The sequence below is a fragment of the Primorskyibacter aestuariivivens genome (assembly GCF_028023675.1).
Taxonomy (GTDB): domain Bacteria; phylum Pseudomonadota; class Alphaproteobacteria; order Rhodobacterales; family Rhodobacteraceae; genus Marinovum; species Marinovum aestuariivivens.
Window position 1 is genome coordinate 64,682 of the sequence record NZ_JAQIOZ010000001.1, and the last position, 20,755, is coordinate 85,436.

18 protein-coding genes and 1 tRNA gene are annotated in these 20,755 nt (G+C 61.8%); 7 read left to right on the forward strand and 12 right to left on the reverse strand.

All coding sequences use genetic code 11. The annotated features are described in order from the left end of the window. Window positions 1-105: 105 nt before the first annotated feature. Window positions 106-1,437, reverse strand: a complete 1,332-nt coding sequence (tig, locus tag PGB28_RS00360) for a trigger factor (RefSeq protein ID WP_271419480.1) — start codon at window positions 1,435-1,437, stop codon at window positions 106-108. A gap of 129 nt (window positions 1,438-1,566) precedes the next feature. Further along, entirely contained in the window at window positions 1,567-2,964 is a 1,398-nt protein-coding gene (locus PGB28_RS00365) for a hypothetical protein (protein WP_271419481.1), read from the reverse strand. 196 nt (window positions 2,965-3,160) lie between these two features. Between PGB28_RS00365 and PGB28_RS00370 the strand changes: the two genes are divergently transcribed. Then, window positions 3,161-3,925 carry a helix-turn-helix domain-containing protein gene (locus tag PGB28_RS00370; RefSeq protein ID WP_271419482.1) on the forward strand — a complete coding sequence of 255 codons (765 nt, stop codon included), beginning with the start codon at window positions 3,161-3,163 and terminating at the stop codon, window positions 3,923-3,925. On the opposite strand, the gene PGB28_RS00375 is transcribed toward PGB28_RS00370, so the two are convergent. Next, window positions 3,856-4,587, reverse strand: coding sequence for a hypothetical protein (locus PGB28_RS00375; protein ID WP_271419483.1), 732 nt, complete (start codon window positions 4,585-4,587; stop codon window positions 3,856-3,858). The genes PGB28_RS00370 and PGB28_RS00375 overlap by 70 nt on opposite strands. A gap of 292 nt (window positions 4,588-4,879) precedes the next feature. After that, window positions 4,880-4,964, reverse strand: a tRNA-Leu gene (locus PGB28_RS00380). A gap of 170 nt (window positions 4,965-5,134) precedes the next feature. On the opposite strand from PGB28_RS00380, the gene PGB28_RS00385 reads away from it, so the two are divergent. Beyond that, on the forward strand, window positions 5,135-5,665 hold the full coding sequence (locus PGB28_RS00385) for a Hint domain-containing protein (protein ID WP_271419484.1): 531 nt from the start codon (window positions 5,135-5,137) through the stop codon (window positions 5,663-5,665). A gap of 27 nt (window positions 5,666-5,692) precedes the next feature. Here the strand turns inward: PGB28_RS00385 and PGB28_RS00390 are convergent, their stop codons facing one another. After that, a complete protein-coding gene (locus tag PGB28_RS00390) occupies window positions 5,693-7,375 on the reverse strand; it encodes an NAD(P)H-hydrate dehydratase (protein ID WP_271419485.1) in 1,683 nt (560 codons plus the stop codon). 173 nt (window positions 7,376-7,548) lie between these two features. Between PGB28_RS00390 and PGB28_RS00395 the strand changes: the two genes are divergently transcribed. The 4 genes from PGB28_RS00395 (at window position 7,549) to PGB28_RS00410 (ending at window position 10,759) form a co-directional block, all read left to right on the forward strand. Next, window positions 7,549-7,887, forward strand: coding sequence for a P-II family nitrogen regulator (locus PGB28_RS00395; RefSeq protein ID WP_271419486.1), 339 nt, complete (start codon window positions 7,549-7,551; stop codon window positions 7,885-7,887). Window positions 7,888-7,935: 48 nt separating this feature from the next. Beyond that, window positions 7,936-9,342 carry a type I glutamate--ammonia ligase gene (glnA, locus tag PGB28_RS00400; protein ID WP_271419487.1) on the forward strand — a complete coding sequence of 469 codons (1,407 nt, stop codon included), beginning with the start codon at window positions 7,936-7,938 and terminating at the stop codon, window positions 9,340-9,342. Window positions 9,343-9,449: 107 nt separating this feature from the next. Next, window positions 9,450-9,866 (forward strand): hypothetical protein, encoded by a 417-nt coding sequence (locus tag PGB28_RS00405; protein WP_271419488.1) that lies wholly within the window; start codon window positions 9,450-9,452, stop codon window positions 9,864-9,866. 77 nt (window positions 9,867-9,943) lie between these two features. Then, a complete protein-coding gene (locus tag PGB28_RS00410; RefSeq protein WP_271419489.1) occupies window positions 9,944-10,759 on the forward strand; it encodes a lytic murein transglycosylase in 816 nt (271 codons plus the stop codon). Window positions 10,760-10,836: 77 nt separating this feature from the next. Here PGB28_RS00410 and PGB28_RS00415 read toward each other — a convergent pair whose 3' ends face one another. The 4 genes from PGB28_RS00415 to PGB28_RS00430 are packed head-to-tail and all read right to left on the reverse strand — an operon-like array spanning window position 10,837 to window position 15,035. Beyond that, window positions 10,837-12,045, reverse strand: coding sequence for a beta-ketoacyl-[acyl-carrier-protein] synthase family protein (locus PGB28_RS00415; protein ID WP_271419490.1), 1,209 nt, complete (start codon window positions 12,043-12,045; stop codon window positions 10,837-10,839). Window positions 12,046-12,076: 31 nt separating this feature from the next. Beyond that, window positions 12,077-12,337, reverse strand: a complete 261-nt coding sequence (locus tag PGB28_RS00420) for an acyl carrier protein (protein ID WP_271419491.1) — start codon at window positions 12,335-12,337, stop codon at window positions 12,077-12,079. A 40-nt stretch (window positions 12,338-12,377) separates the two neighbouring features. Next, window positions 12,378-13,460: a UDP-3-O-(3-hydroxymyristoyl)glucosamine N-acyltransferase gene (locus PGB28_RS00425; RefSeq protein ID WP_271419492.1), complete on the reverse strand. Its 1,083-nt coding sequence runs from the start codon at window positions 13,458-13,460 to the stop codon at window positions 12,378-12,380. Window positions 13,461-13,493: 33 nt separating this feature from the next. Further along, a complete protein-coding gene (locus PGB28_RS00430; RefSeq protein WP_271419493.1) occupies window positions 13,494-15,035 on the reverse strand; it encodes a L,D-transpeptidase family protein in 1,542 nt (513 codons plus the stop codon). 403 nt (window positions 15,036-15,438) lie between these two features. On the opposite strand from PGB28_RS00430, the gene PGB28_RS00435 reads away from it, so the two are divergent. Beyond that, window positions 15,439-16,008, forward strand: coding sequence for a YcbK family protein (locus PGB28_RS00435; protein WP_271419494.1), 570 nt, complete (start codon window positions 15,439-15,441; stop codon window positions 16,006-16,008). Window positions 16,009-16,051: 43 nt separating this feature from the next. On the opposite strand, the gene PGB28_RS00440 is transcribed toward PGB28_RS00435, so the two are convergent. From PGB28_RS00440 to gspD, 3 genes are read right to left on the reverse strand one after another with little or no spacing between them, the layout of a single operon-like run. After that, window positions 16,052-17,263: a type II secretion system F family protein gene (locus PGB28_RS00440; RefSeq protein WP_271419495.1), complete on the reverse strand. Its 1,212-nt coding sequence runs from the start codon at window positions 17,261-17,263 to the stop codon at window positions 16,052-16,054. After that, entirely contained in the window at window positions 17,260-18,714 is a 1,455-nt protein-coding gene (locus PGB28_RS00445) for a GspE/PulE family protein (RefSeq protein ID WP_271419496.1), read from the reverse strand. The genes PGB28_RS00440 and PGB28_RS00445 overlap by 4 nt, the downstream gene beginning before the upstream one ends. 42 nt (window positions 18,715-18,756) lie before the next feature. Then, window positions 18,757-20,721 carry a type II secretion system secretin GspD gene (gspD, locus tag PGB28_RS00450; protein WP_271419497.1) on the reverse strand — a complete coding sequence of 655 codons (1,965 nt, stop codon included), beginning with the start codon at window positions 20,719-20,721 and terminating at the stop codon, window positions 18,757-18,759. Window positions 20,722-20,755: the final 34 nt, after the last annotated feature.

Genomic DNA, 20,755 nt, shown 5'->3' on the forward strand with positions numbered 1-20,755 from the left:
TGCCTCAGGACCCGCAAATGGGCAAGACCCGGGCGCAAGAACACCCCGGACACGAAAAAGGCCGCCCCGAGCGGAGCGGCCCTCTCAATCCAATGAGCGATGACGTTACTCTTCGTCGAGCTCTTCGACGGCTTTCTGCAGCTCTTCCTTGGAGACCTCTTTCTCGGTTACCTCGGCCAGCTCCATGATGTAGTCGACAACCTTGTCTTCAAAGATCGGGGCGCGCAGTTGCTGCTGCATCTGGGCGTTTTGCTGCACGAATTCAAAGAACTGGCGCTCCTGACCCGGGTACTGACGGGCCTGGTTCATGATCGCCTGTGTCATCTCGGCGTCAGAGACCTGTACCTCGGCCTTCTGGCCCAGTTCGGCCAGCAGCAGGCCCAGACGCACGCGGCGCTCGGCCAGTTTGTTGTGCTCGTCGGTGGGTTCGATCTCGCCGTGGTCATGCCCCTGCACTTCGGGGTTTTCCTCGTGCCACAGCTGATGCGCGATCTGCTTGGCCTCGGCCTCCACCAGCGACGGCGGCAGGTCAAAGGACACGATCTCGTCCAGCTGGTCGAGCAGCGCGCGCTTGGTCACGGCACGCGACGCGCCGACATATTCCGCTTCCAGACGTTCCTTGATTTGCTCTTTCAGGGCATCAAGGCTCTCGGCACCGAATTTACCGGCCAGTTCGTCATTGATCTCGGCGGCCACCGGTTCCTTCACCTCTTTGATGGTGCAGGAGAACACGGCCTCTTTGCCGGCCAGATGCTCGGCCTGATACTCTTCGGGGAAGGAGACGGTGACGTCTTTTTCTTCCTCGGCCTTCACGCCCACCAGTTGCTCTTCGAAACCGGGGATGAAGGAGTTGGAGCCCAGCACCAGCGGGTAATCCTCGGCAGAGCCACCCTCGAACGCTTCGCCATCCACCTTGCCGACGAAATCCATCACGACCTGATCGCCGTCTTTCGCCTTGGAGCCTTTGCGGCGCGATTTGAAGTCCTGCGCGGTCTCGGCCAGGTTGGCCAGCGCTTCGTTCACTTCGTCGTCACCGGCCTTGGCGACCATCTTCTCAAGCTTGAGCGATTTCAGGTCCACTTCGGGGATCTCGGGCAGCGCCTCATAGGACATCTCGACATTCACGTCGTCGCCTTCTTTCCAGTCCTCGTTGGTCATCTTGACCTCGGGCTGGAGCGCGGGGCGGTCGCCGCTGTCCTCGAAATGCTTGTTCATCGCACCGTCGATGCTTTCCTGCATCGCTTCGCCCAGCAGACGCTGACCGAATTGCTTCTTCAGCAGCGGCATCGGGACCTTGCCCTTGCGAAAGCCCTTCATCTCGATCTCGGGCTGTGCTTCGGCCAGCTTTTCGTTGACCTTTTCGTCCAGCTCGGCCGCGGTGACGGTGATCGCGTAGCCGCGCTTCAGTCCTTCGTTCAGGGTCTCGGTGACCTGCATGTTCTCTCGTCCTTCATGGTGGTTCGCGCAACCGCGCCGCAACAGGGCCGCAGCCGGGTGGGAAAATCTCGCCGTGTAATATTGGTCAGGCGGGCGCTGTGCAAGCGTGAATCCGGGGTGAATCCGGCCTCATTGCCCGGTTTCAAAGCAGAAGGCGCGCTCTGGTGTGCCGACACAGCGCGGATTGGTGTCAAAAGCTCCCTCTCCCAGCGCTGGTGCGACGGTGGCAACGGCACCATTCAACGAAATGGTCGGCGTGTCCTGGCCGCGCCGCTCCCTGCCTGTTACACGGATCGCTTCGCCTGCAACATTGGCTTCCCAAATGTAGCTGCGTGTCGCATCGCCGTAAAAGACCTGCTGAAAGGAGACGGTACACGGCTCTTTCGCCGTCACTGTCCCACCAGCGAGAAGCGTGCAGGTTGTCTGCATGGTCGCGCTTGCCTCGGGGAAGGTGACGTCAGCGGTGAGCGCGTCACGCCCGTTCATGATGGCGGCAAGTTCCCTCAGCGGGACTTGCGGTGGATAGAACTTCCACGCCTCGGCCTGAGCAGAAAAGGATGTCTGCCCTCCGCCCCAGTCGTCAATGAGCGCGCGGCCCCACAATTCGTTCTCTTCGGTGCGCCCCAGTTCGCCGGAACAGGTATAGCCCCCTTCATCGAAAATCCCCATCTCGAAGCGAACGGTCCGGCCCTCTTCCTCGAACCTGTTCCACGTCCGGTCCATGCCGGTATATATCCGGTAGAAGTCGGGCACGGTGCTTGACCGCCCGACAGTGGGCAACGACAGCGCGGCACCGGGTCGCCGGGCCATGTCACACAGTTGGCCAACCCGATCCCGGGTCAAGCCCTGCGGCACCGGCAGGCCCACCAGATCAACGCCATAGGCCTGGGCCGCGCCAACTGTATCAAGATACCCCAGCACCTCAGGCGGGACCGACAACATCTGGTCAATCAGCTTGGGCGACAATTCCAGCGTGTCAGCGCGCGACATAAGCTGCGAGATCGCCTGCACGGCCAACCGAAACGCCTTGTCCACCGACTCCTTGGAATAGTCCCCGCTGGGCACATCGAGGCTCGGTGCATGAAAGGCGAGTTCCCCGCCAACATGCAGGTTGCGGGCCGGAAAATTGCCATGCTGGCCTTCGCTGGATTGCCCGGCCAGGAAAAGCACGGCACAGGCGCTGTGGCATTTATCGCCAGCGGCCACCATCGTCGCCATGTTGCGCAGGATGAAGGTGCCCTCCTCTTCGCTGTAGCCCTCCTTGATATAAAGCGCCATGCGCACCGCCTCGGCCAATGATCCGCCGGGGCTGTCGAGACAGATCATCGGGTGGGGACCACTGTTGACGGACTGCGCCCCGCCAACCACTGGCAGGCCAAGCGGTGTGACCTCGTCGCGCACAAATGCCTTGAACCGGTCCAGATCCCCAGTTTCGATTGGCCCGGATATCTTGACCGCGCAACGGTGCGGGTTTTCCTGCAAAACCGTGAACTCGGCGGCTTCTGCCGCCGCGCCCGATACAGCCATGCAAAGTGCAGCAATCGCGGTCCGAACCATTCTGTAATCTCACTGTTGATACGTTTCCCCTGTTTTGGCGCGGACCTACGCCGGGGTCAAACCGGTTGACCGGACACGGCAAACCGCGCCGGTGGCCGCGCCCCTTGGCTTGACAATCCTGCGTTGCGCCAACACATTCAGCCGTCCGAATAATAGATATGTGCCCATGCCCCAGGACCCTTTGCGCGACAGACTTCAATCCCTCATCGAAGCCCAGGGGCGCAAACCCGCGGAACTGGGCGCGGCGATTGGCATCGACGAAAGCGCGCTCACCGGCTTTCTCGATGGCAGCACCCCCGAGGGGCCCTCCTTTGCGACCATGTCGCGCCTTGCGCGGGAATTGGGCGTGAGCCTGTCCTATTTCGATGAACAGGAAGGCGATTTCGAAATCGCCAGCGCCCGCGACATTGACCAGCAGGCCTCGCGCCTGTTGACTGATGTATTCCGCACCGCGCGGGCCAAGATGCTGGCACAGGGCAGCCGCCCGACCATGGACTGCATCGTCGCCTGGTGGCAGGAGACTGGTGGCAAGCTGGAAAACTGCGAGACGCTCCTGCCCTATGTCGATCTGGTGTCGGCCTCGGGTCAAGATGGCGCGCCGGAAGTCACCCATATCGGGCCGCTTGGCTTGTCAGCGGAGACGCTGAAATCCAACGACGCGTCCAAGCTTCAAACGTTCATCGAAAAGCTCAACGATGCGGACATGAACGAGTTGCGCACAACCATCGCAACCGTGAGCAGGATCGGCGTCGGCATGGTCACGCCGCAATCCCGGATCGTTCCGGCCACGCGTATCTCGGATTCGTTCCGGGTGGATTTCGTGCGCCTTATGTTGCCCGTCACGGATAAAAAGGGCGCGCCCTACGTGCTGAATTTTTCGACCTTGCTCAGCGTGTCGTCACCCAGGAAATATTCCGGCGACCGGGTGTAGAACCGCGCCGCGTGGCACAGATCGCAGGCGGGCAAGGCGACCAGGTACTCATTCGACGTCCGCCCCGGCACCTCGCTCAGCCAGGTCTGCGCCCCCGGCACCTGTACCGTGTAGCCATAAAGGCTGGCCAGCCCGCGTTCGACATCGGGCTTGCGGATAAAGGCGTATTGCCAGTCCGTGCGCCAATGGATCTGGCAATAGCAGAACAGCAGATGGGTAAAGAGACTGTAGAGGTTCCGTGACCCGCGCGCCTCGGGGTGGAAAAAGAACTCTCCCAGATAGGCAACGCGCCCCCGGATGCTTGTAACGGCCGCAGGCGCATGACGTTCAGAGATGGAGTCCATCGGGATGCTGTACATGCGCGCATAGGACCGCAGCCAGAACGCGCTCAGGCTTTCCGAACCGAGCCGATCCAATCGTGCCGCCACACCCGCGATGTCCCGGCCATCCTTCTGCAGGAACAGCCAAAAGGCTTCTTCCTTGGACAGATCGTGAAATTCGGTGGACAACATGGGGGTAAACCCGTGTTTCTGCATGGCCCGCATACGCGCCTGGCCACTATCCAGATCTGTTGTCGGCTCAACGGAAATACCGCGCTCGGTCAACCCGCGTTCGCACAGGGAAAAGAACCGGGCCACGTGGAAATCTTCTGTGCCAAACATGTTTTGCCCCTGAAACGACCTTCGTCCGCGATCACGACAGGGCGGTTCCGACAGGGTTGAACACAACCCACAAGTCTCAACTCCGCACTGTCTCAGCCATGTTCGTTAAGATGATCAGGGGATTTTGGCCAGCCGAAGCCGCAAAAACGTTAACCTTCGGGTCATTCTTGTCTCACGCAGGGCCATGATGACCGGGCAGCCGCAGCTGTGCCGAGGTCTTTGACGCGGGTGAGAGTTCAAACCTCGAACCGGATCGGCCTCAAGTCGCCCAAGGCGGTAGACCAATCCGAAGTGGTGCGGGTGGAGGGACTTGAACCCCCACGCCTTGCGGCGCCAGAACCTAAATCTGGTGCGTCTACCAATTTCGCCACACCCGCATCCGACGCAGGGCATACCTACGTGACGGGGCATTTAGCAAAGCTTTTCGGGCGATGCGAGAGGAAAGCCGCAGGAAAATGCCCCGCCGCGTCACAAAAAAGCCGCGACATTTACCGGCTGTTGTCCTATTCTTGCGAAAAAACCGAGGCAGGAACAAACAGGTACGCCCATGAAACCGAAAACGGTCGGGCGCCACGCGGGGACATCCCCGGTTCGGGACGAATCCGTCCCGAGCAACGGCGCGCATTCTCAGGACAAACTTTCCCGAAACAACGGGCTCATGCCCGGCACGCGGCTCTTGACGCTGGATGGCGAATTGCCGGTTGAGTTTCTCTCTCCCGGCGACCGCATCATCACCCGCGACAGCGGCATGGCGGTGCTGCGCGACCTGCGGGTCATGGATGCGGATTGTGAAACGGTTACAGTGCGCGCCGGATCGCTGGGTCATACCCGCCCCGATGCCGATATGGTGCTGCCCGCCACGCAGCGGGTGCTGGTGCGCGACTGGCGTGCCGAGGCGCTGTTCGGAATGAAAGCGGCGCTGGTGCCGATCAAACGGCTGGTGGACGGTGATTTCGTCTCGGTGGGGCCGAGGCGGCGGATGCGGCTGATCCAGCTGGTGTTCGACGTGCCGCATATCCTTTATGCCGACGGGCTTGAGGTGGAAAGCGCCGTGGCGGAGCGGGCGACCACCGCGTGACGTAGCGGTGCGCCGTGACGGCGCACCCTACAGGTTCAGCGCCCTGAACACTTTCGGCAGTTCTTCCGGCAGATCCTCGGCAATCAACCCGGGCCCAAAACTGCGCGCGCATTCCACATGCAACCATGCGGCGGTCTCGGCCGCCTGCATCGGGGCGAACCCGCGAGCGAGAAGCCCGGTGATGAATCCTGCAAGAACGTCACCCGACCCGGCGGTGGCGAGCCAGGGGGCCTCGCGGTCATAGACGGCGGCGTTGATGGAACAGCGCCACGACGGATCAGCAATGACAGTATCGGGACCTTTGAAGAGCACGGTGCACCCTGCCCGTTTCGCGGCATCGCGCGTCGCGTCCACTTTGGAATAGGCCGGGCCTTTGGTGGCGGGCGCGTTGAGCCGTTCGGAAATATCCGGGAACAACCGCGCGAATTCCCCGCCATGGGGCGTGAGAACGCAGTTCTCGTGCAACATGTCAAAGAGCGTCTGCGGATCATCCTGAAACGCACTCAGCGCATCAGCATCCAGAACAACCCCTGTAGGGTGGGCAATTTGCCCACCATTCCCCAACGCCACAGGCACCAAATCGCGCGCCCGCTCCAGCCCCAGGCCCGGCCCAAGGCACAGCGCATTCATCCGCTCGTCCCTGAGCACCTCCGCCAGCCCGTCGGCATCCGCCACCCGGGTGAGCATCAACGCGGTGATCTGCGACGCCACCTCCATCTGCGCCGAGGGCGGCACCCCCAGCGTCACCAGCCCCGCCCCGATCCGGAGCGCGCCCCGGGCCGCGAGACGCGCGGCACCGGTTTTGCCAGCCCCGCCGGAAAGGATGAGCGCGTGACCGTGGGAGAATTTGTGACCGGTTTTCTTAGCTAGACAGTAAGGATGCAATGGCCCGGACAACGTAGCGACTCGGCCCAAACCCTTGTCAGCCAAGTCATCATCCAAGTCTTGCGGATTATCTAGTTCCAATAGCCCAATTGGCTTTACGACAACATGCCCACAGCTTTCTGGACCGCCTGCCAATCTGTGTCCGAGTTTTTCGCGATGAAAAGTTACGGTCAAATCAGCAGAAAGGACCTGGTCAATTCGCGTTGCTGTGCGGCCGGTTCTATAAAGCCGCCCACTGTCAGCACAAAGCCCGCTGGGAATGTCGACAGCGACCCATCGTGTTGCGCCCCCCCATTGGTAAGGTGAACTGTCGCTGCAAAGATCGAACAAGCTAGCAATTCCTGACGCCGGGCGGGTGAGGCCAGTTCCGAAAATTGCATCGATGACCAATGGTGCCGGAGCATCTGGCAGGCTTTCTTCACCATAACCACGAGCAAGGATACGTGCCCAAAGCGATTCAAATGCCAAGGCTGTAACAACCGGAAAGCCGAGAGCAGTAACCTCCCCCATCTCCGCCCACCGCTCATAATTCATCTTCGCATCCGGCGGCAGCTTCTCAGCATCCCCATAGAGAAACACCTCCACCTCCCAGCCGCGCTCCTTCAGCAGCCGCGCCACCACAAACCCGTCGCCGCCATTGTTCCCCGGACCGCAAAGCACCACCGCGCGATGCGCCCCCTGCCCCAGTTCCGGCCACTCTTCGAACACTGCTTCAACCACACCCGAACCGGCGCGTTCCATCAGCTCCAGCCCGGTCACCGCGCCGCTCTGAATCGCGGCAGTTTCAATGGCGCGCATTTGGGCAGCGGTGAGCAATTCGGTCATTTTTCGGGCCTCCCGATTCACTTTCGCCCATTTCGCGGGCAAATTGCCTATTTTTTAATCACACCCTTTTCCCGGGCTGCGATTTTCCCCTGCCCCGGACCCTAGCCAATTGTGGCCCCTCAAGAGAAGTGATCTGTGCCACCAGGAACACGGGATAGCGAGGAGGCCACCACATGAAAAAGATCGAAGCGATCATCAAACCCTTCAAACTCGACGAGGTGAAGGAAGCGCTGCAGGATGTTGGCGTTCAGGGCCTCTCGGTCGTCGAGGTCAAAGGCTTCGGTCGCCAGAAGGGCCATACCGAGCTCTATCGCGGCGCGGAATATGTGGTGGATTTCCTGCCCAAGGTGAAAATCGAGGTTGTGCTGGACGACGATCAGGTCGACGGCGCGATTGAGGCCATCGTGGGCGCGGCCAAGACCGACAAGATCGGCGACGGCAAAATCTTTGTCTCCCCCGTGGAACAGGCCATTCGTATCCGGACCGGCGAAACCGGCTCCGACGCGCTGTAATCCGGCGCAAAGCAAGACACCCCAACACGCAACAAAGGGATATGTAAAATGAGCGCACAAGACCTGCTCAAGCAGATCAAGGACGAGGACGTCGCCTATGTCGACATCCGTTTCACCGACACGCGCGGCAAGCTGCAGCACGTGACCGTGGATGTGGATCTCGTGGACGAAGACTTCCTCGAAGAAGGGTTCATGTTCGACGGCTCCTCCATCGCAGGCTGGAAATCCATCGAAGCCTCCGACATGAAGCTGATGCCCGACACGGACAGCGCCTATATGGACCCGTTCTATGCGGAAAAGACCATCTGTGTGCATTGCTCCATCGTTGAGCCCGACACCGGCGAATCCTATGAGCGTGACCCGCGCGGCACCGCGCAAAAGGCCGAAGCCTACCTGAAGGCCTCCGGTATCGGCGACGTGGCCTATATGGGTCCGGAAGCGGAATTCTTCCTGTTCGACGACGTGCGTTTCTCGAACTCGATCAACAAGGTCTCCTATGAGGTAGACGCGCTCGACGCTTCGTGGAACACCGACACCGAATACGAGATGGGCAACACCGGCCATCGCCCCGGCATCAAGGGCGGCTATTTCCCGGTCAACCCGATCGACGACGGTCAGGATATCCGCTCGGAAATGCTCTCGACCATGAAGCGTCTGGGCATGAAAGTGGACAAGCACCACCACGAAGTGGCGTCCTGCCAGCACGAGCTGGGCCTGATCTTTGACAGCCTGACCAAACAGGCCGACGAGCTGCAGAAATACAAATACGTGATCCACAACGTGGCACAGGCCTATGGCAAGTCGGCAACCTTCATGCCGAAGCCGATCTATGGCGACAACGGCACCGGCATGCATGTGAACATGTCGATCTGGAAAGACGGCAAGCCGCTCTTTGCAGGCGACAAATATGCTGACCTGTCGCAGGAAGCGCTGTATTTCATTGGCGGCATCCTGAAGCACGCGAAAACGCTGAACGCCTTCACCAACCCGTCGACCAACTCCTACAAGCGTCTGATCCCGGGCTTTGAAGCCCCCGTTCTGCGCGCCTACTCGGCCCGTAACCGTTCGGGTTGTGTCCGTATTCCGTGGACCGAAAGCCCCAAAGCCAAGCGCGTCGAGGCCCGTTTCCCCGACCCGTCGTCCAACCCCTACCTGTGCTTTGCCGCGCTGCTGATGGCCGGTCTGGACGGGATCACCAACAAGATCGATCCCGGCGAGGCGATGGACAAGAACCTCTACGACCTGCCGGCCGAAGAGCTGGAAGGTATCCCCACCGTCTGTGGTTCGCTTCGTGAAGCGCTGGATGCGCTGGCCGCCGATCACGCCTTCCTGCTGGCCGGTGACGTGTTCACCAAAGACCAGATCGAGGGCTATATCGCGCTCAAGATGGAAGAGGTAGAACTGTACGAACACACGCCGCACCCGGTCGAGTTCGGCATGTATTACAGCTGCTAAAGTGGCTGGTGGGCAGCATTGCCCACCCTACAAAGATGCAAAGGGCGTCCCACCGGGCGCCCTTTTTTGCTATACTGGATCTGTTGCCCAACACGAAAGGACATGTCATGGCCGCCATCAAGATCCTGCATTTACTGGCCATGGCCTCGGGCGTGGGCTTTGGGCTGGCCGGGCTTGTCATCGCCCGGGTGAGCGCCGGGGCCGATCCGGCCGCCACGCCGACGGTGATGAAAATACGAATGCGGCTGGGTCAGGGAGGGTTCCTGTCCCTGGTTATCCTCTGGGCCACCGGCATCTGGCTGTGGCAAACGACGCATGGCGGCGCTGTATCAGCGCTGTTCCTGAGCAAGATTGCGGTGGTGATCCTCCTGACCATGCTGTCGGGATGGATGAACGTCATCAGCCTGCGCGCCGCACGCGGCGGCCCGCGTCCTGACCCCGCGCGCATGGCACAGATGGCCCGGGCGGCAACGGCTCTGGCGGTGCTGGCGGTTATCCTTGCGGGTCTTGCCTTTGGAACCTGAACATAAGGATTTTTGTTTACCTGTCTTAATGGCTGGCTAAACTGCGGATTGTTCAGTCGGTTCAAAGGATTTCAAGCATGCGCCATCTTCTGCTTTCCGCCTCAATTGCTCTGGGGCTGTTGTCAACATCGGTTCAGGCCGCGCAGTGCATCACGTCGAAAGGCCAGTTCGGTGCCTACAAGGCCGGGCTTGCCAAGGACGCGCAGCGCAGCGGCATTGGGCAACGCGGATTGCAGGCCCTGAACGCGGCGGGCCTGTCCGGAATCACGTGGCGGTTTGAGTCCAACCCAAGAAGCCAGACCGGCACCCTGCAGTCCGATCCGGCGACATTCCTGGCCAAGCGCTCGGGTTCCTCGGCCGATGCCTTTATCAGCCGGGTCAGATCCAAGATGGCCGCCAACCCGCGCACCTTTGCCGCGATTGAGCGCAGCACCGGTGTTCCGGGCAGCATCCTGGCCACCATCTGGGGACTTGAGACAAGCTGGGGCGGTTATCTGGGCAACACCCGGATCGTGGACGGGGCGGTGACCCTAGCCTCCTACTGCCGCCGCCACCCGCGCTTTGAATCCCATGCCGTTGCCGCGCTCAGCCTTGTGGATCGCGGCGTGATCACGTCAGCCACCAAGGGCGGGCCATCGGGTGAATTAGGCCATATGCAGTTTCTCGCGGGCAATTGGGTCAAATTCGGCGTGGACGGCAATGGCGATGGCCGCGCCGATCCCTATAGCGCCGTGGATGCGCTGATGTCGGCGGCCAATATGCTCAAGCGCAATGGCTGGAAAGCCGGGCAACCTTTTGGCGAAGGCACGCATAATTTCCGCGTTCTCTCGGCCTGGAATGACAGCGGCAATTACCAGCGCGCTATCGCTTATGCGGCGGAACGGGCGCAATAAAGCCGTCTCTGGTCTTCTTCTGTTTGAAAATACCTTGGGGGGAGCCGAAGGCGGGGGGCAAAGCCCCCCAACCCCTTCTAAACCTTGCGCAACGCCAGAACCGCGTTCAACCCGCCAAAGGCAAACGCATTGCTCAGCGCCACCTCGACCCTTGCCTCGCGCGCCTCGTTCGGCACCACGTCCAGCGCGCATTCCGGGTCTGGCTCTTCATAGCCGATGGTCGGCGCGATCACCCCGTCGCGCAGCGCCATGACACAGGCCAGAAGTTCCACCGCCCCGGTGCCGCCGATCAGATGGCCATGCATGGATTTGGTCGATGAAATCATCAACCTGTCCGCATGCGCCCCGAACACATCCGCCACGGCGGCGCATTCGGTTTTGTCATTGGCGGCGGTCCCCGTGCCATGGGCGTTGATATAGCCCACCTCTTCGGGATTGATCCGCGCATCCATCATCGCGCCACGGATGGCGCGCGCCGCGCCATTCTTGGAGGGCATGACGATATCGGCCGCATCCGACGACATGGCAAAGCCCACCACCTCGGCCAGGATCTCGGCACCGCGTTTCTTCGCGTGGTCATAGTCTTCAAAGACAAATACCGCCGCGCCTTCGCCCTGCACCATGCCGTTGCGATTGGCACTAAAGGGTCGGCAGGCATCCTTGGACATGACCCGCAGCCCTTCCCATGCCTTGACCCCGCCAAAGCAGAGCATCGACTCTGACCCGCCGGTCACCATCACCGGGGCCATGCCGCCATGAACCATCTGAAAGGCCTGGCTCATGGCGTGGTTCGACGACGCACAGGCGGTCGAAACCGTAAAACTTGGCCCCTTGAGGTTGAACTCCATCGACACGTGGCTGGCGGCGGCATTGTTCATCAGCTTGGGCACCACGAATGGATGAACCCGGTTCTTGCCCTCTTCATAGACCGAGCGGTAATTGGCATCGAGCGTGGTCATACCGCCGCCGGAATTGCCCAGAACCACGCCGGACCGCGCGGCCAGTTCGCCATCAAAGCTCAGCCCCGATTGCGCCACTGCCTCGCGCACCGCAAGAAGCGTGAATTGCGTGAACCGGTCATAAAGCGCCAGTTGCTGGCGGTTGAACCGGGCCTCGGCATCATAGCCGCGCACCTGACCGCCAATGCGGATCGACAGGCGCTCAACATCCGGGAAATCAAGCGGACCGATGCCGCAGCGCCCTTCACGGAACCCTTCCAGCGTCTCGGCCACATTGTGCCCGATGGCATTGATGGTGCCCGCCCCGGTGATGACAACGCGTTTCATACCCTGTGCCATGGCCCGCGCCCGCCCGCCGTCAATCGTGCTGCTCGGCGATCAGTTTTTCGATCCCGGCCACGATGGAGGCCACGGAGGAAATGTCGAAATCGCTCTCTGATGGCTCGTTGGCGTTAAAGGGAATGGAGATATCGAACGCCTCTTCAATGGCAAAGATGCTTTCCACCAGCCCGAGACTGTCGATACCGAGGTCATCCAGCGTGCTGTCCATGGTCACATCGGACGGCTCAAGCACAGCCTGTTCCGCGATGATTTCAAACACCTTGTCCTTGACGTTCATGCCTTATCCCTACTGTGTGCTCGCCCGTGATGTAGTGTCTCTACTCTGGCTTTGAAACAGCTTTTTTAAGGGCTGCGACTTCCTTGAACAAACGCGGCAATCTGCGCAGCGCCTTGTAGCTTTCCATCTGGTTTTCCATCTTGGTCGCCGGATAGCCAAGCAGCACCCGCCCCTTGGGCACGTTGGACATGATCTTGGTGGCCCCGCCGGCAATCACGTTGTCGCCCACGAAAATATTGTCGCTCACCCCGCATTGACCGGCAAAGACGCAATTGTTGCCCACCTTGGCCGATCCCGCCATGCCCACCTGACCGCAGATCAGGCAATCCTCGCCGATCTGCACGTTGTGGCCCAGATGCACGAGGTTGTCGATCTTGGTTCGATTGCCGATCACCGTATCGCGGATGGTGCCCCGGTCGATACAGGTATTCGCCCCGATCTCTACATCATCGCCGATGGTGACCGCGCCCAGAGAATGGATGCGCGCCCAGCTCTGGCGCTCTTCCTCGCCCTGATCGCCCAGCGTGTCGCGCACCCGCTCCACCGCGCTTTGTTCGGGAGTGACAAAGGAAAACCCGTCTGACCCCACACGCACGCCGGGTTGCGCGATGAACCGCGCGCCGATGGTGCAGCCATGGCAGATAACAACATGTTCGCGGATATCGGCCCCCGGTCCGATGGTGACGTCGGTGCCGATATAGCTCTGCGGGCCGATCGTGGAACCGTCGCCAATCCGGACCCCTGCCCCGATGATCGCACCCGGGGCAATGTTCACATCCTTGCCGATCACGGCCGACGGGTCGACAATCGCCGCCGGGTGAATGCCCGTGCCGTAGCGCGGGCCGGGGTCCATCACCGCCGACAGGCCGGACATGGCAAAGCGCGGGCGTTCTGCCAGGATCGCGGCGCGCAGGCCCAGCGCCTGCCAATCCGCGCCCTGCCAGAGCATCGCGACCTGCGCCTGTCCCTGCCCCAGCGTTTCGGCATATTCGGGCTTCATGGCCAAGGCGAGCTGGTCAGGTGCGGCATCTGCAGGCTCGCTGCAGCCCGTGATCACCAGTTCGGTGGCCCCGACAGCCTCGCAGCCCAGCGCCCGGGCGATTTCACTGACCGTGTAACTCATGCTGATCCCCGCCACGTTGCGACGAGGCCGGGTTTATCCGCGAACCGCAGGCAGCGCCACCCCCGCGTTGTTCAGGGCATCAAAGATGCGCGCATCGCGGCCATACATGTCATTGCGGTAATTCATCCGCCCCTTCGCATCGGTGAACGCGGTGCGGTAAATGATATGTACCGGCACCGGCGTTTCGAGATTCACGCGCGTATTGGCGCCGGTATCCAGAACGCGATGGAAATCGGCCTTGGGCGTGTCCGATTGCTTGGCAAGCAATGCATAGGCGAACTCGAACGGTTTTTGCAGCCGCACGCAACCATGCGAATAGGCCCGCACCTCATGGGCAAACAGGCTCTTGGCGGGCGTGTCATGCAGGTAGATGTTGTAGGGGTTCGGGAACATGAACTTGACCAGCCCCAGCGCGTTGCTGTTCGACGGCGGCTGGCGCAGGTTGAACGGGAAGTTGCGCCCCGAATAGGCCCCGAAATTCACCGCCGAACGCGGCACCACGCGGCCCCGCGCATCCACCAGCTGCAGATGCCCTGCCGCGTAGGGGTTCGCGCGCATCTGCGGCAGGTATTCATTGGCCATGATCGAACGCGGCACATTCCAGTACGGGTTAATCTCCATATATTCCATGACATCGGAGAATTCCGGCGTTTCGCGGTCCGACACGTTCTTGCCGATCACCGCGCGGGTATAGAAGGTCTCCTTGTCATTATCCATGATCCGGGCCGAGAACTCGGTCAGGTTGACGAGGATATGACGCTCACCACGCGGCCGGTTGAGCCAACGCTCCCGCTCCATTGCGACCAGAACGGATTTCAGCCGGTCCTGGGCCGAGACATTCAGCGCGCGCACCGTGCTGCTGCCGGCCACCCCATCGGGTTCAAGACCGTGGTGGATCTGGAATTCCTGCACCGCCTTTTGCATCGCGCCGTCATAGGTCACGCTGGCCGAACGGGTCAGGTAGCCCTTGGCAATGAGCCGGTTGCGCAGGGCCACGACCGCATTGCCGGACTGACCGGGGCTGAGCGAGTTGGCCGGAACCGTCGGCCCCCAGCCACCATTGGCCAGTGTTTGTTCCAGTTCCATCTTGGCGCGGACCAACCGGGTATATTCCGGTGAGGTGGGCACAAGGGACCGGAAGAACTGCACCGGATCGCCGGTGGTAAAGGCCCTCAGGTGGTCGGACGCGTCGCGCACCGGGACCTCGCGCTTTATATGCGAAATGACCTTTTGCGGGTCTTCGATCACACCGGTCTGCAAATGCCGGGCAAAGCGCAGAAGCGTGCGGGTGAGTTCGACCTCAAGCTCACCAAGCTGTTGCTCGGTACGGGCATTGGCCATCATGGCGCGAACACTATCGGCATTGTGGACGCGCAGAGGAAGGCCATGGGCGGCGGCGCTGTCCAGCGCCCCCAGAAGCGCGGCGCGACGCGCGCGATGGGTCTCATCGGGGCCGGTCCAGACGGGTTCGAATTTCGTATCGCGGTAGAGCGCCGCAATATCGCGGTCCTGCGCAGCCGATTCTGCCACCGCTTGCTTGAAGATCGTGACCTGAGCGGCCGCAGGGCTCGTCAATGCTGTGCTCAGGGCGAGCACTGCGCCAATCATGACACCCCTGAAAACCGCTTTCCCGCGTGAAACCATCTGAACCTCCTCAAACCGACTTGAATCTCAATACCCCATAGGCGCAAGACTGTAGGCGTTTGTCTACTCACAATTTCTTAAGCTCTGCAACGCATACTGACCCCCAGACAGGCAATCGTAGGCTGGACAGGCATTTGCGCATTTCTGCCACATGAACGGAAATTTCAGCAAATTTTCGCCTAACTGGCTTGCGAAGCTGGAGGAAGACGAATCTCGCCTTGGACAAAGAATCGCGATGTGGCATAGAGATCACGCATCTGGGGATGAGATGACCGGGTTCGCGTAACATCGCGGACTTGAATTTTGGTAGAGCGACGGACAGGCGCAAGACAACATGACGAATACCAGCAACAGCGCGATTTCGCGCCGCGGCCTCTTGGGCGCGTTTGCAGCAACTCTCGTGACAGCGGCACCGACCTATTCCAACGCGGCAGGGTTCCTGCGCGGCGGCGGGGATATCCGGCGCATCAAGATGTATTCCGCCCGCACCGGCGAAAAGATCGACATGATCTATTGGGTCGAAGGCGACTATATCAAGGACGCGGTGTCCGAGGTTCACAACTTCATGCGCGACTGGCGCACGAATGACGTGAAATATATCGACCTGCGGACAATTGACATTCTGACAGCCGCCCATAACCTTCTGGATGTGGACGAGCCCTATATGCTGCTGTCGGGCTATCGCAGCCCGAAAACCAACGCCATGCTGCGCTCGCGCTCGCGCGGTGTGGCCAAGAATTCGCTGCACCTCAAGGGTCAGGCGGCGGATGTGCGGGTCAATTCCCGCTCGGTCAGCCAGGTCGCGCGCGCCGCATCGGCCTGTCGCGCAGGCGGCGTCGGCCGCTACTCCGGCTCGAACTTCGTGCATATGGATTGCGGCGCGGTCCGCACCTGGGGCCGGTAAGCCAGCACAGACCAAACGATGATGGCGTCCGATTCTGCGGGCGCTACCCGGCGACGACCGCCTGAAGGTCGAAAATGGGCAATAGGATCGACAACACGATTGTCAGCACGCCCGCCCCCACGATCAGCATCAAAATCGGCTCCAGCAGCGCGGCGATCCGTTTGCGTTCATTGCTGAGCCCGTGTTCCACCATCACCGCGCTGCGGTCGGCCATCCGCGCCAGCCGCGCGGTCTGTTCGCCCACGGTGATCATCTGTTGCGCCACCGGCGGCACGATGCTCAGTGCCTTGAGCGCCGAGGACATGCTCGACCCGCCGCGCACGTCGCGGGCGGCCTGATCGGCCTCTTGCCGGAACTGCGCCACGTCCAGCACCTCTGCCGCGCCCTCGACCGCGGTCAGCGCGGTCTGGCGCGAGCCCAGAACCAGCGCCAATGTGCGCAGATACTGTACCGCCGCCGATTGCCGTTTCAGCCTGCCAAAGAGCGGCAACGCCAGAACAAACCGGTCCCGCAGCGCCTTGAGCACGGGCACGCGCGGTACGATGGCCAGAAACCCGACCAGCGCAACCGCCCCCAGCCCGAGCCACAGCGCGTTAGACTGAATCCACCTGGTGATGCCCAGCATGACCTGCGTCAATTCCGGCAAGGGCTGATCGGCAACCTCGAACAGCGCCACGATTTCCGGCGCGACCTTGACCATGAGAATCCCGCACACCAAAAGCGACACCGCCGCGACAAAGGCCGGATAGACCAGCGCATTGGCAATCTGCGCCTTGTCCTGCCCCACGGTTTCGAGGTGATCGGCCAATTCCGTCAGCACCGCTGGCACATCGCCCGCCCCTTCGCCCGACCGCAAGGCTGCGATAAAATAGGGCGGAAAGCCCGCGCCGCAATCCGCCAGCGCGCGGCTCAGCGGCTGCCCCTCCATGACCGAGGCCTTGGCGCGCGTGGCCACGGTTTCCATCGCCCGCCCGCCGCCAGCCGTCCGCACGGCCTCCAACGCGGTCTCGGTGGGCATGTCCGCAGACAAGAGCACCGCCATCTGACGCGTGAATACCGCGCGTTGATCCGCATTGAGCCGCGCACCGCCGCCCGATCGGTTTTTGCCCTTGTCCGCAGCGCGCGACACAAGCTCGGAGGCAAACAGCCCCTTGGTCTTGAGCCGGGATTGGGCATCCACCTCGGTCTCGGCCACGATTGTGCCGGTCTTGCGTTTGCCCTCTTGCGTATAGGCCACATAGGAAAACGCCTTCACACCGAGTCCCCCACGATGCGCAGCACCTCATCCACCGTGCTGTCACCGCGCGCCACCGCCTGCATCCCCTGCCCCAGCAACGTATCGCCGGGGTCAAGCGCCGCATGGCGCAGGGCGGTTTCGCTCGCGCCTTCGCCAATCGCGGCGCGGAGGGTCTCGGTCACGATGGTGATCTCGAAAATACCAACCCGGCCGACATAGCCGGTATTGTTGCAGCTTGCGCATCCGACCGCGCGCATCACGCGGGTCGGCAGGATCACCCCAACCTGATCGAACAGCGCCGCGTCGCTGGCGGTAGGCGGCTCTGCCGTGGAGCAGTTCAGGCAGACGCGCCGCAGCAACCGCTGGGCAATCGCCGCGCGCAAGGTTGCGCCGATCAGGTAATTGTCCACCCCCAGATCGCGCAGGCGCACAACCGCCTCGACCGAGCCGTTGGCGTGCAGCGAGGAAAACACCAGATGCCCGGTCAGCGCCGCCTGCGCGGCGACACTGGCGGTTTCATTGTCGCGGATTTCGCCGACAAGGATCACATCGGGGTCTTGCCGAAGCGTCGCGCGCAGCCCGGCGGCAAAGGTCATGCCGATATCGGAATTGATCTGGGTCTGGCTGATATCGGGCAGTTCGTATTCTACCGGATCCTCGACCGTCACAACATTGCGTTCGCGCGTATCGGCCAGATCAAGCAGCGAATAGAGCGTGGTGGTCTTGCCCGCCCCGGTCGGCCCGGTGGCCAGGATGATGCCATTGGGCAGCGCCGAAAGCTTTTGCAACCGCGCCACCTGATCCTCGTGCAGACCCAGTTCATGCAGCGGTTTCAGCCCCGAAGACCGGTCCAGAATCCGCAGCACGATGCGTTCCCCATATTGGCTGGGCAGCGAGGACACCCGCGTGTCGATCTGCCGCCCGCCCAGACGCAACGGGATGCGCCCGTCCTGCGGCAGCCGGGTTTCGGCGATATCCAGCCCCGCCATGACCTTGAGCCGCGACACGATGCGCCGCACCGGCAGGTCGGATCGGTCCATGATGGTCTGCAGAAAGCCGTCGATGCGCATGCGTACGCGCAGGCCCCCTTCATGCGGCTCCACATGCAGGTCCGACGCCCCGTCCAGCACCGCGCGGCGCAGGAACTGGTTCACGATACGGATCACCGGCGCGTCCTCGGCCTCGTCCAGCAGATCGCGTGTCTGGTACGCGGTTTCGCCATCCTCCAGATCGAACTGATGGTCGAGATCATCACCGTCAAACCCATTGCCCCGGTCGGTATAGATTCGCGCCAGCGCCAGTTCGAATTCGGATTTGCTCAACCGCTCCAGCGTGACATGGCCATTCGCGCGCCTGCGCGCCTCGGCCAGCCCGTGCAGGCTGGGTTCGGGACCGGTCACGATACGACCGGGTTCCACAACCACCTGATGCGTCTCGGCAAAGGGATATGGCAGGCGTGACACGCTCACGAGAGCCCCCGCGCCAGAACGGCTAATGCCGGAACAGAACGGTCAGTACTTGCCCTTGAACCTGAGCCGGCTGGGCAGCGGAGGGTAATTTCGGCTCTGGGCTGCGTCATCAATGAATCCGGCGTCAAAGGGCTGGTTGAGATCGGCACCATCAAACGGAAAGGCCCCGCCCGTGGTGCGTGGGTAAATATGTCCGTCCTTGGGGGCCAGAGCAAGGCTTGCCTTGCGCGCGTCGCGGGCGGCCTCCCGGGTCAGCTTGCGGGCCTCGGAATCGTTGGCAATGACCCGCGGGCGCAAGAGCACAAGCAGCACGCGCTGGTTTTTTGAGGCGTTCTTACCTCTGAACAGCCCACCCAGAACCGGAAGGTCGCCCAGACCCGGCACTTTCTGCGTCACCGAGCCAGAGCCGTTTTCCAGCAGCCCGCCCAGCATGATCACATTGCCATCATTGACCAGAACCGTGGTGCTCAAAGCGCGCCGCGCGGTGATCTCACCGCCGGTCGAGGCCGCGTCATTGGTCAGGTTTGACACTTCCTGTTTGATGTCCAGCCGCACGGTCCGGTCCGCATTGACCTGCGGTTTGACCGCAAGGGTCAGGCCCACATCCTCGCGCTCAATGGTCTGGAACGGCTGATCGGGGATCGCGCTGTCGCCCACCGTGGCGAAAGATCCGGTCACGAAAGGCACGTTCTGCGCCACGACGATTTCCGCCTCCTGATTGTTCAGGGTCAGGATCGACGGGGTGGACAAAAGCCGGGTGGAATTGGTGCTGGCAATCGCCGTCAGGAATGCACCAAAGCCGTTGCCCACATCGACACCGCCGATCGAGCCGCCATTGCCCGGCAGTGAGCGGTCATTGTTGAGCACCGACGTGACGTAAGAGGTCAGCGTTGGACGCCCTTCGAGCGCGAATTGCACACCGCCCACCAGCACATCGCCCAGAACCTCGCCGAACTGCACGGAAAGATCGGAAAACCCGTCCACGGCCATCTCGAAAATCACCGCCTCGACCAGCACCTGTTTCGGTCGCTGGTCCAGATGGCGGACCATCTGCACGATCTGGCTCACCTTGTCCTGCGGGGCCGAAATCAGCAGGGAATTGGAGCTGGGATCGGGCACGATGCTGATCTGGCCCTGCGTTGCGCCCTCGTCCCCGCGGGCGGAGAAGCTGCGCAGCACCACATCGGCCAGTGCCGAGGCATCGGCATAGTTAAGCTGCTCGACGATGGAGACGACGTTGTTTTGCTGCGTATCCAGCCGCGAGGACAGCACCCGCACCTGCTCGACCAGTTCCTGCGGTCCGGACACGACCAGCGCGTTCGAGCGCCGGTCTACCGAGATCGAGGCATCGGCGGGGATGATATTGAGCGATTGCACCACCTGAAGCACATCCTGCGCATTGGCATTGCGCAGGCGGATCATCTGGATCGGGCGGTCCTGAGGCGTGTCGAGCCGCTTCACAAGGTTCTCGATGCGGCGGAAATTCTCGCCCCGGTCCGACAGGACCAGCATGTTCGAACGTGGCACCAGTGTGATGATCGCCTCGGAGGGCAGAAGCGGGCGAATGACCTCCAGCACCTCGGCGGCGGGCGCGTGTTCAAGCTGGATCACCCGTGTCTCGTAATTGCCGTCAAGCCGCACGCCACCGGTATTGGGGGCGAGTTCCCGCGCCGTGTTGAGCGATACGATCCGGTCGGCATCCTGCCCCTGCACGATGGTCAGGCGGTTCAGTTCAAGCACGTTCAGGAACACCTCATACAGCGCATCGGGTGACATGCCCTGCGGCGCCAGCACCGTCACTGTGCCGCGCACCTGGGGGTCGAGCACGAAATTGCGCCCTGTCGCATCGGCCACGATGGTGATGAAACTGCGCAGATCCGCGTCGCGCAGGTCCAGCTCGACCTGGGCCAGGACCGGGGTGACCGGAGTAAAGGAAAACGACAATGCCAGCGCCAATGCCGCTGGAATGCCCCGCCAAGAACGTGATCGCCCCAAAAGTGACCGCATGACTGCCTGCCCGCCAATTATCTGCTCAATGCGC

Bases quoted from the DNA above. Each gene is read 5' to 3' on its own strand.
- PGB28_RS00410 (WP_271419489.1), top strand. From the start codon at position 9,944: ATGCGCCATCTTCTGCTTTCCGCCTCAATTGCTCTGGGGCTGTTGTCA.
- PGB28_RS00415 (WP_271419490.1), bottom strand. From the start codon at position 12,045: ATGAAACGCGTTGTCATCACCGGGGCGGGCACCATCAATGCCATCGGG.
- gspD (WP_271419497.1), bottom strand. From the start codon at position 20,721: ATGCGGTCACTTTTGGGGCGATCACGTTCTTGGCGGGGCATTCCAGCG.
- PGB28_RS00365 (WP_271419481.1), bottom strand. From the start codon at position 2,964: ATGGCTGTATCGGGCGCGGCGGCAGAAGCCGCCGAGTTCACGGTTTTG.
- PGB28_RS00435 (WP_271419494.1), top strand. From the start codon at position 15,439: ATGACGAATACCAGCAACAGCGCGATTTCGCGCCGCGGCCTCTTGGGC.
- glnA (WP_271419487.1), top strand. From the start codon at position 7,936: ATGAGCGCACAAGACCTGCTCAAGCAGATCAAGGACGAGGACGTCGCC.
- PGB28_RS00375 (WP_271419483.1), bottom strand. From the start codon at position 4,587: ATGTTTGGCACAGAAGATTTCCACGTGGCCCGGTTCTTTTCCCTGTGC.
- PGB28_RS00385 (WP_271419484.1), top strand. From the start codon at position 5,135: ATGAAACCGAAAACGGTCGGGCGCCACGCGGGGACATCCCCGGTTCGG.
- tig (WP_271419480.1), bottom strand. From the start codon at position 1,437: ATGCAGGTCACCGAGACCCTGAACGAAGGACTGAAGCGCGGCTACGCG.
- PGB28_RS00370 (WP_271419482.1), top strand. From the start codon at position 3,161: ATGCCCCAGGACCCTTTGCGCGACAGACTTCAATCCCTCATCGAAGCC.
- PGB28_RS00390 (WP_271419485.1), bottom strand. From the start codon at position 7,375: ATGACCGAATTGCTCACCGCTGCCCAAATGCGCGCCATTGAAACTGCC.
- PGB28_RS00420 (WP_271419491.1), bottom strand. From the start codon at position 12,337: ATGAACGTCAAGGACAAGGTGTTTGAAATCATCGCGGAACAGGCTGTG.
- PGB28_RS00405 (WP_271419488.1), top strand. From the start codon at position 9,450: ATGGCCGCCATCAAGATCCTGCATTTACTGGCCATGGCCTCGGGCGTG.
- PGB28_RS00395 (WP_271419486.1), top strand. From the start codon at position 7,549: ATGAAAAAGATCGAAGCGATCATCAAACCCTTCAAACTCGACGAGGTG.
- PGB28_RS00425 (WP_271419492.1), bottom strand. From the start codon at position 13,460: ATGAGTTACACGGTCAGTGAAATCGCCCGGGCGCTGGGCTGCGAGGCT.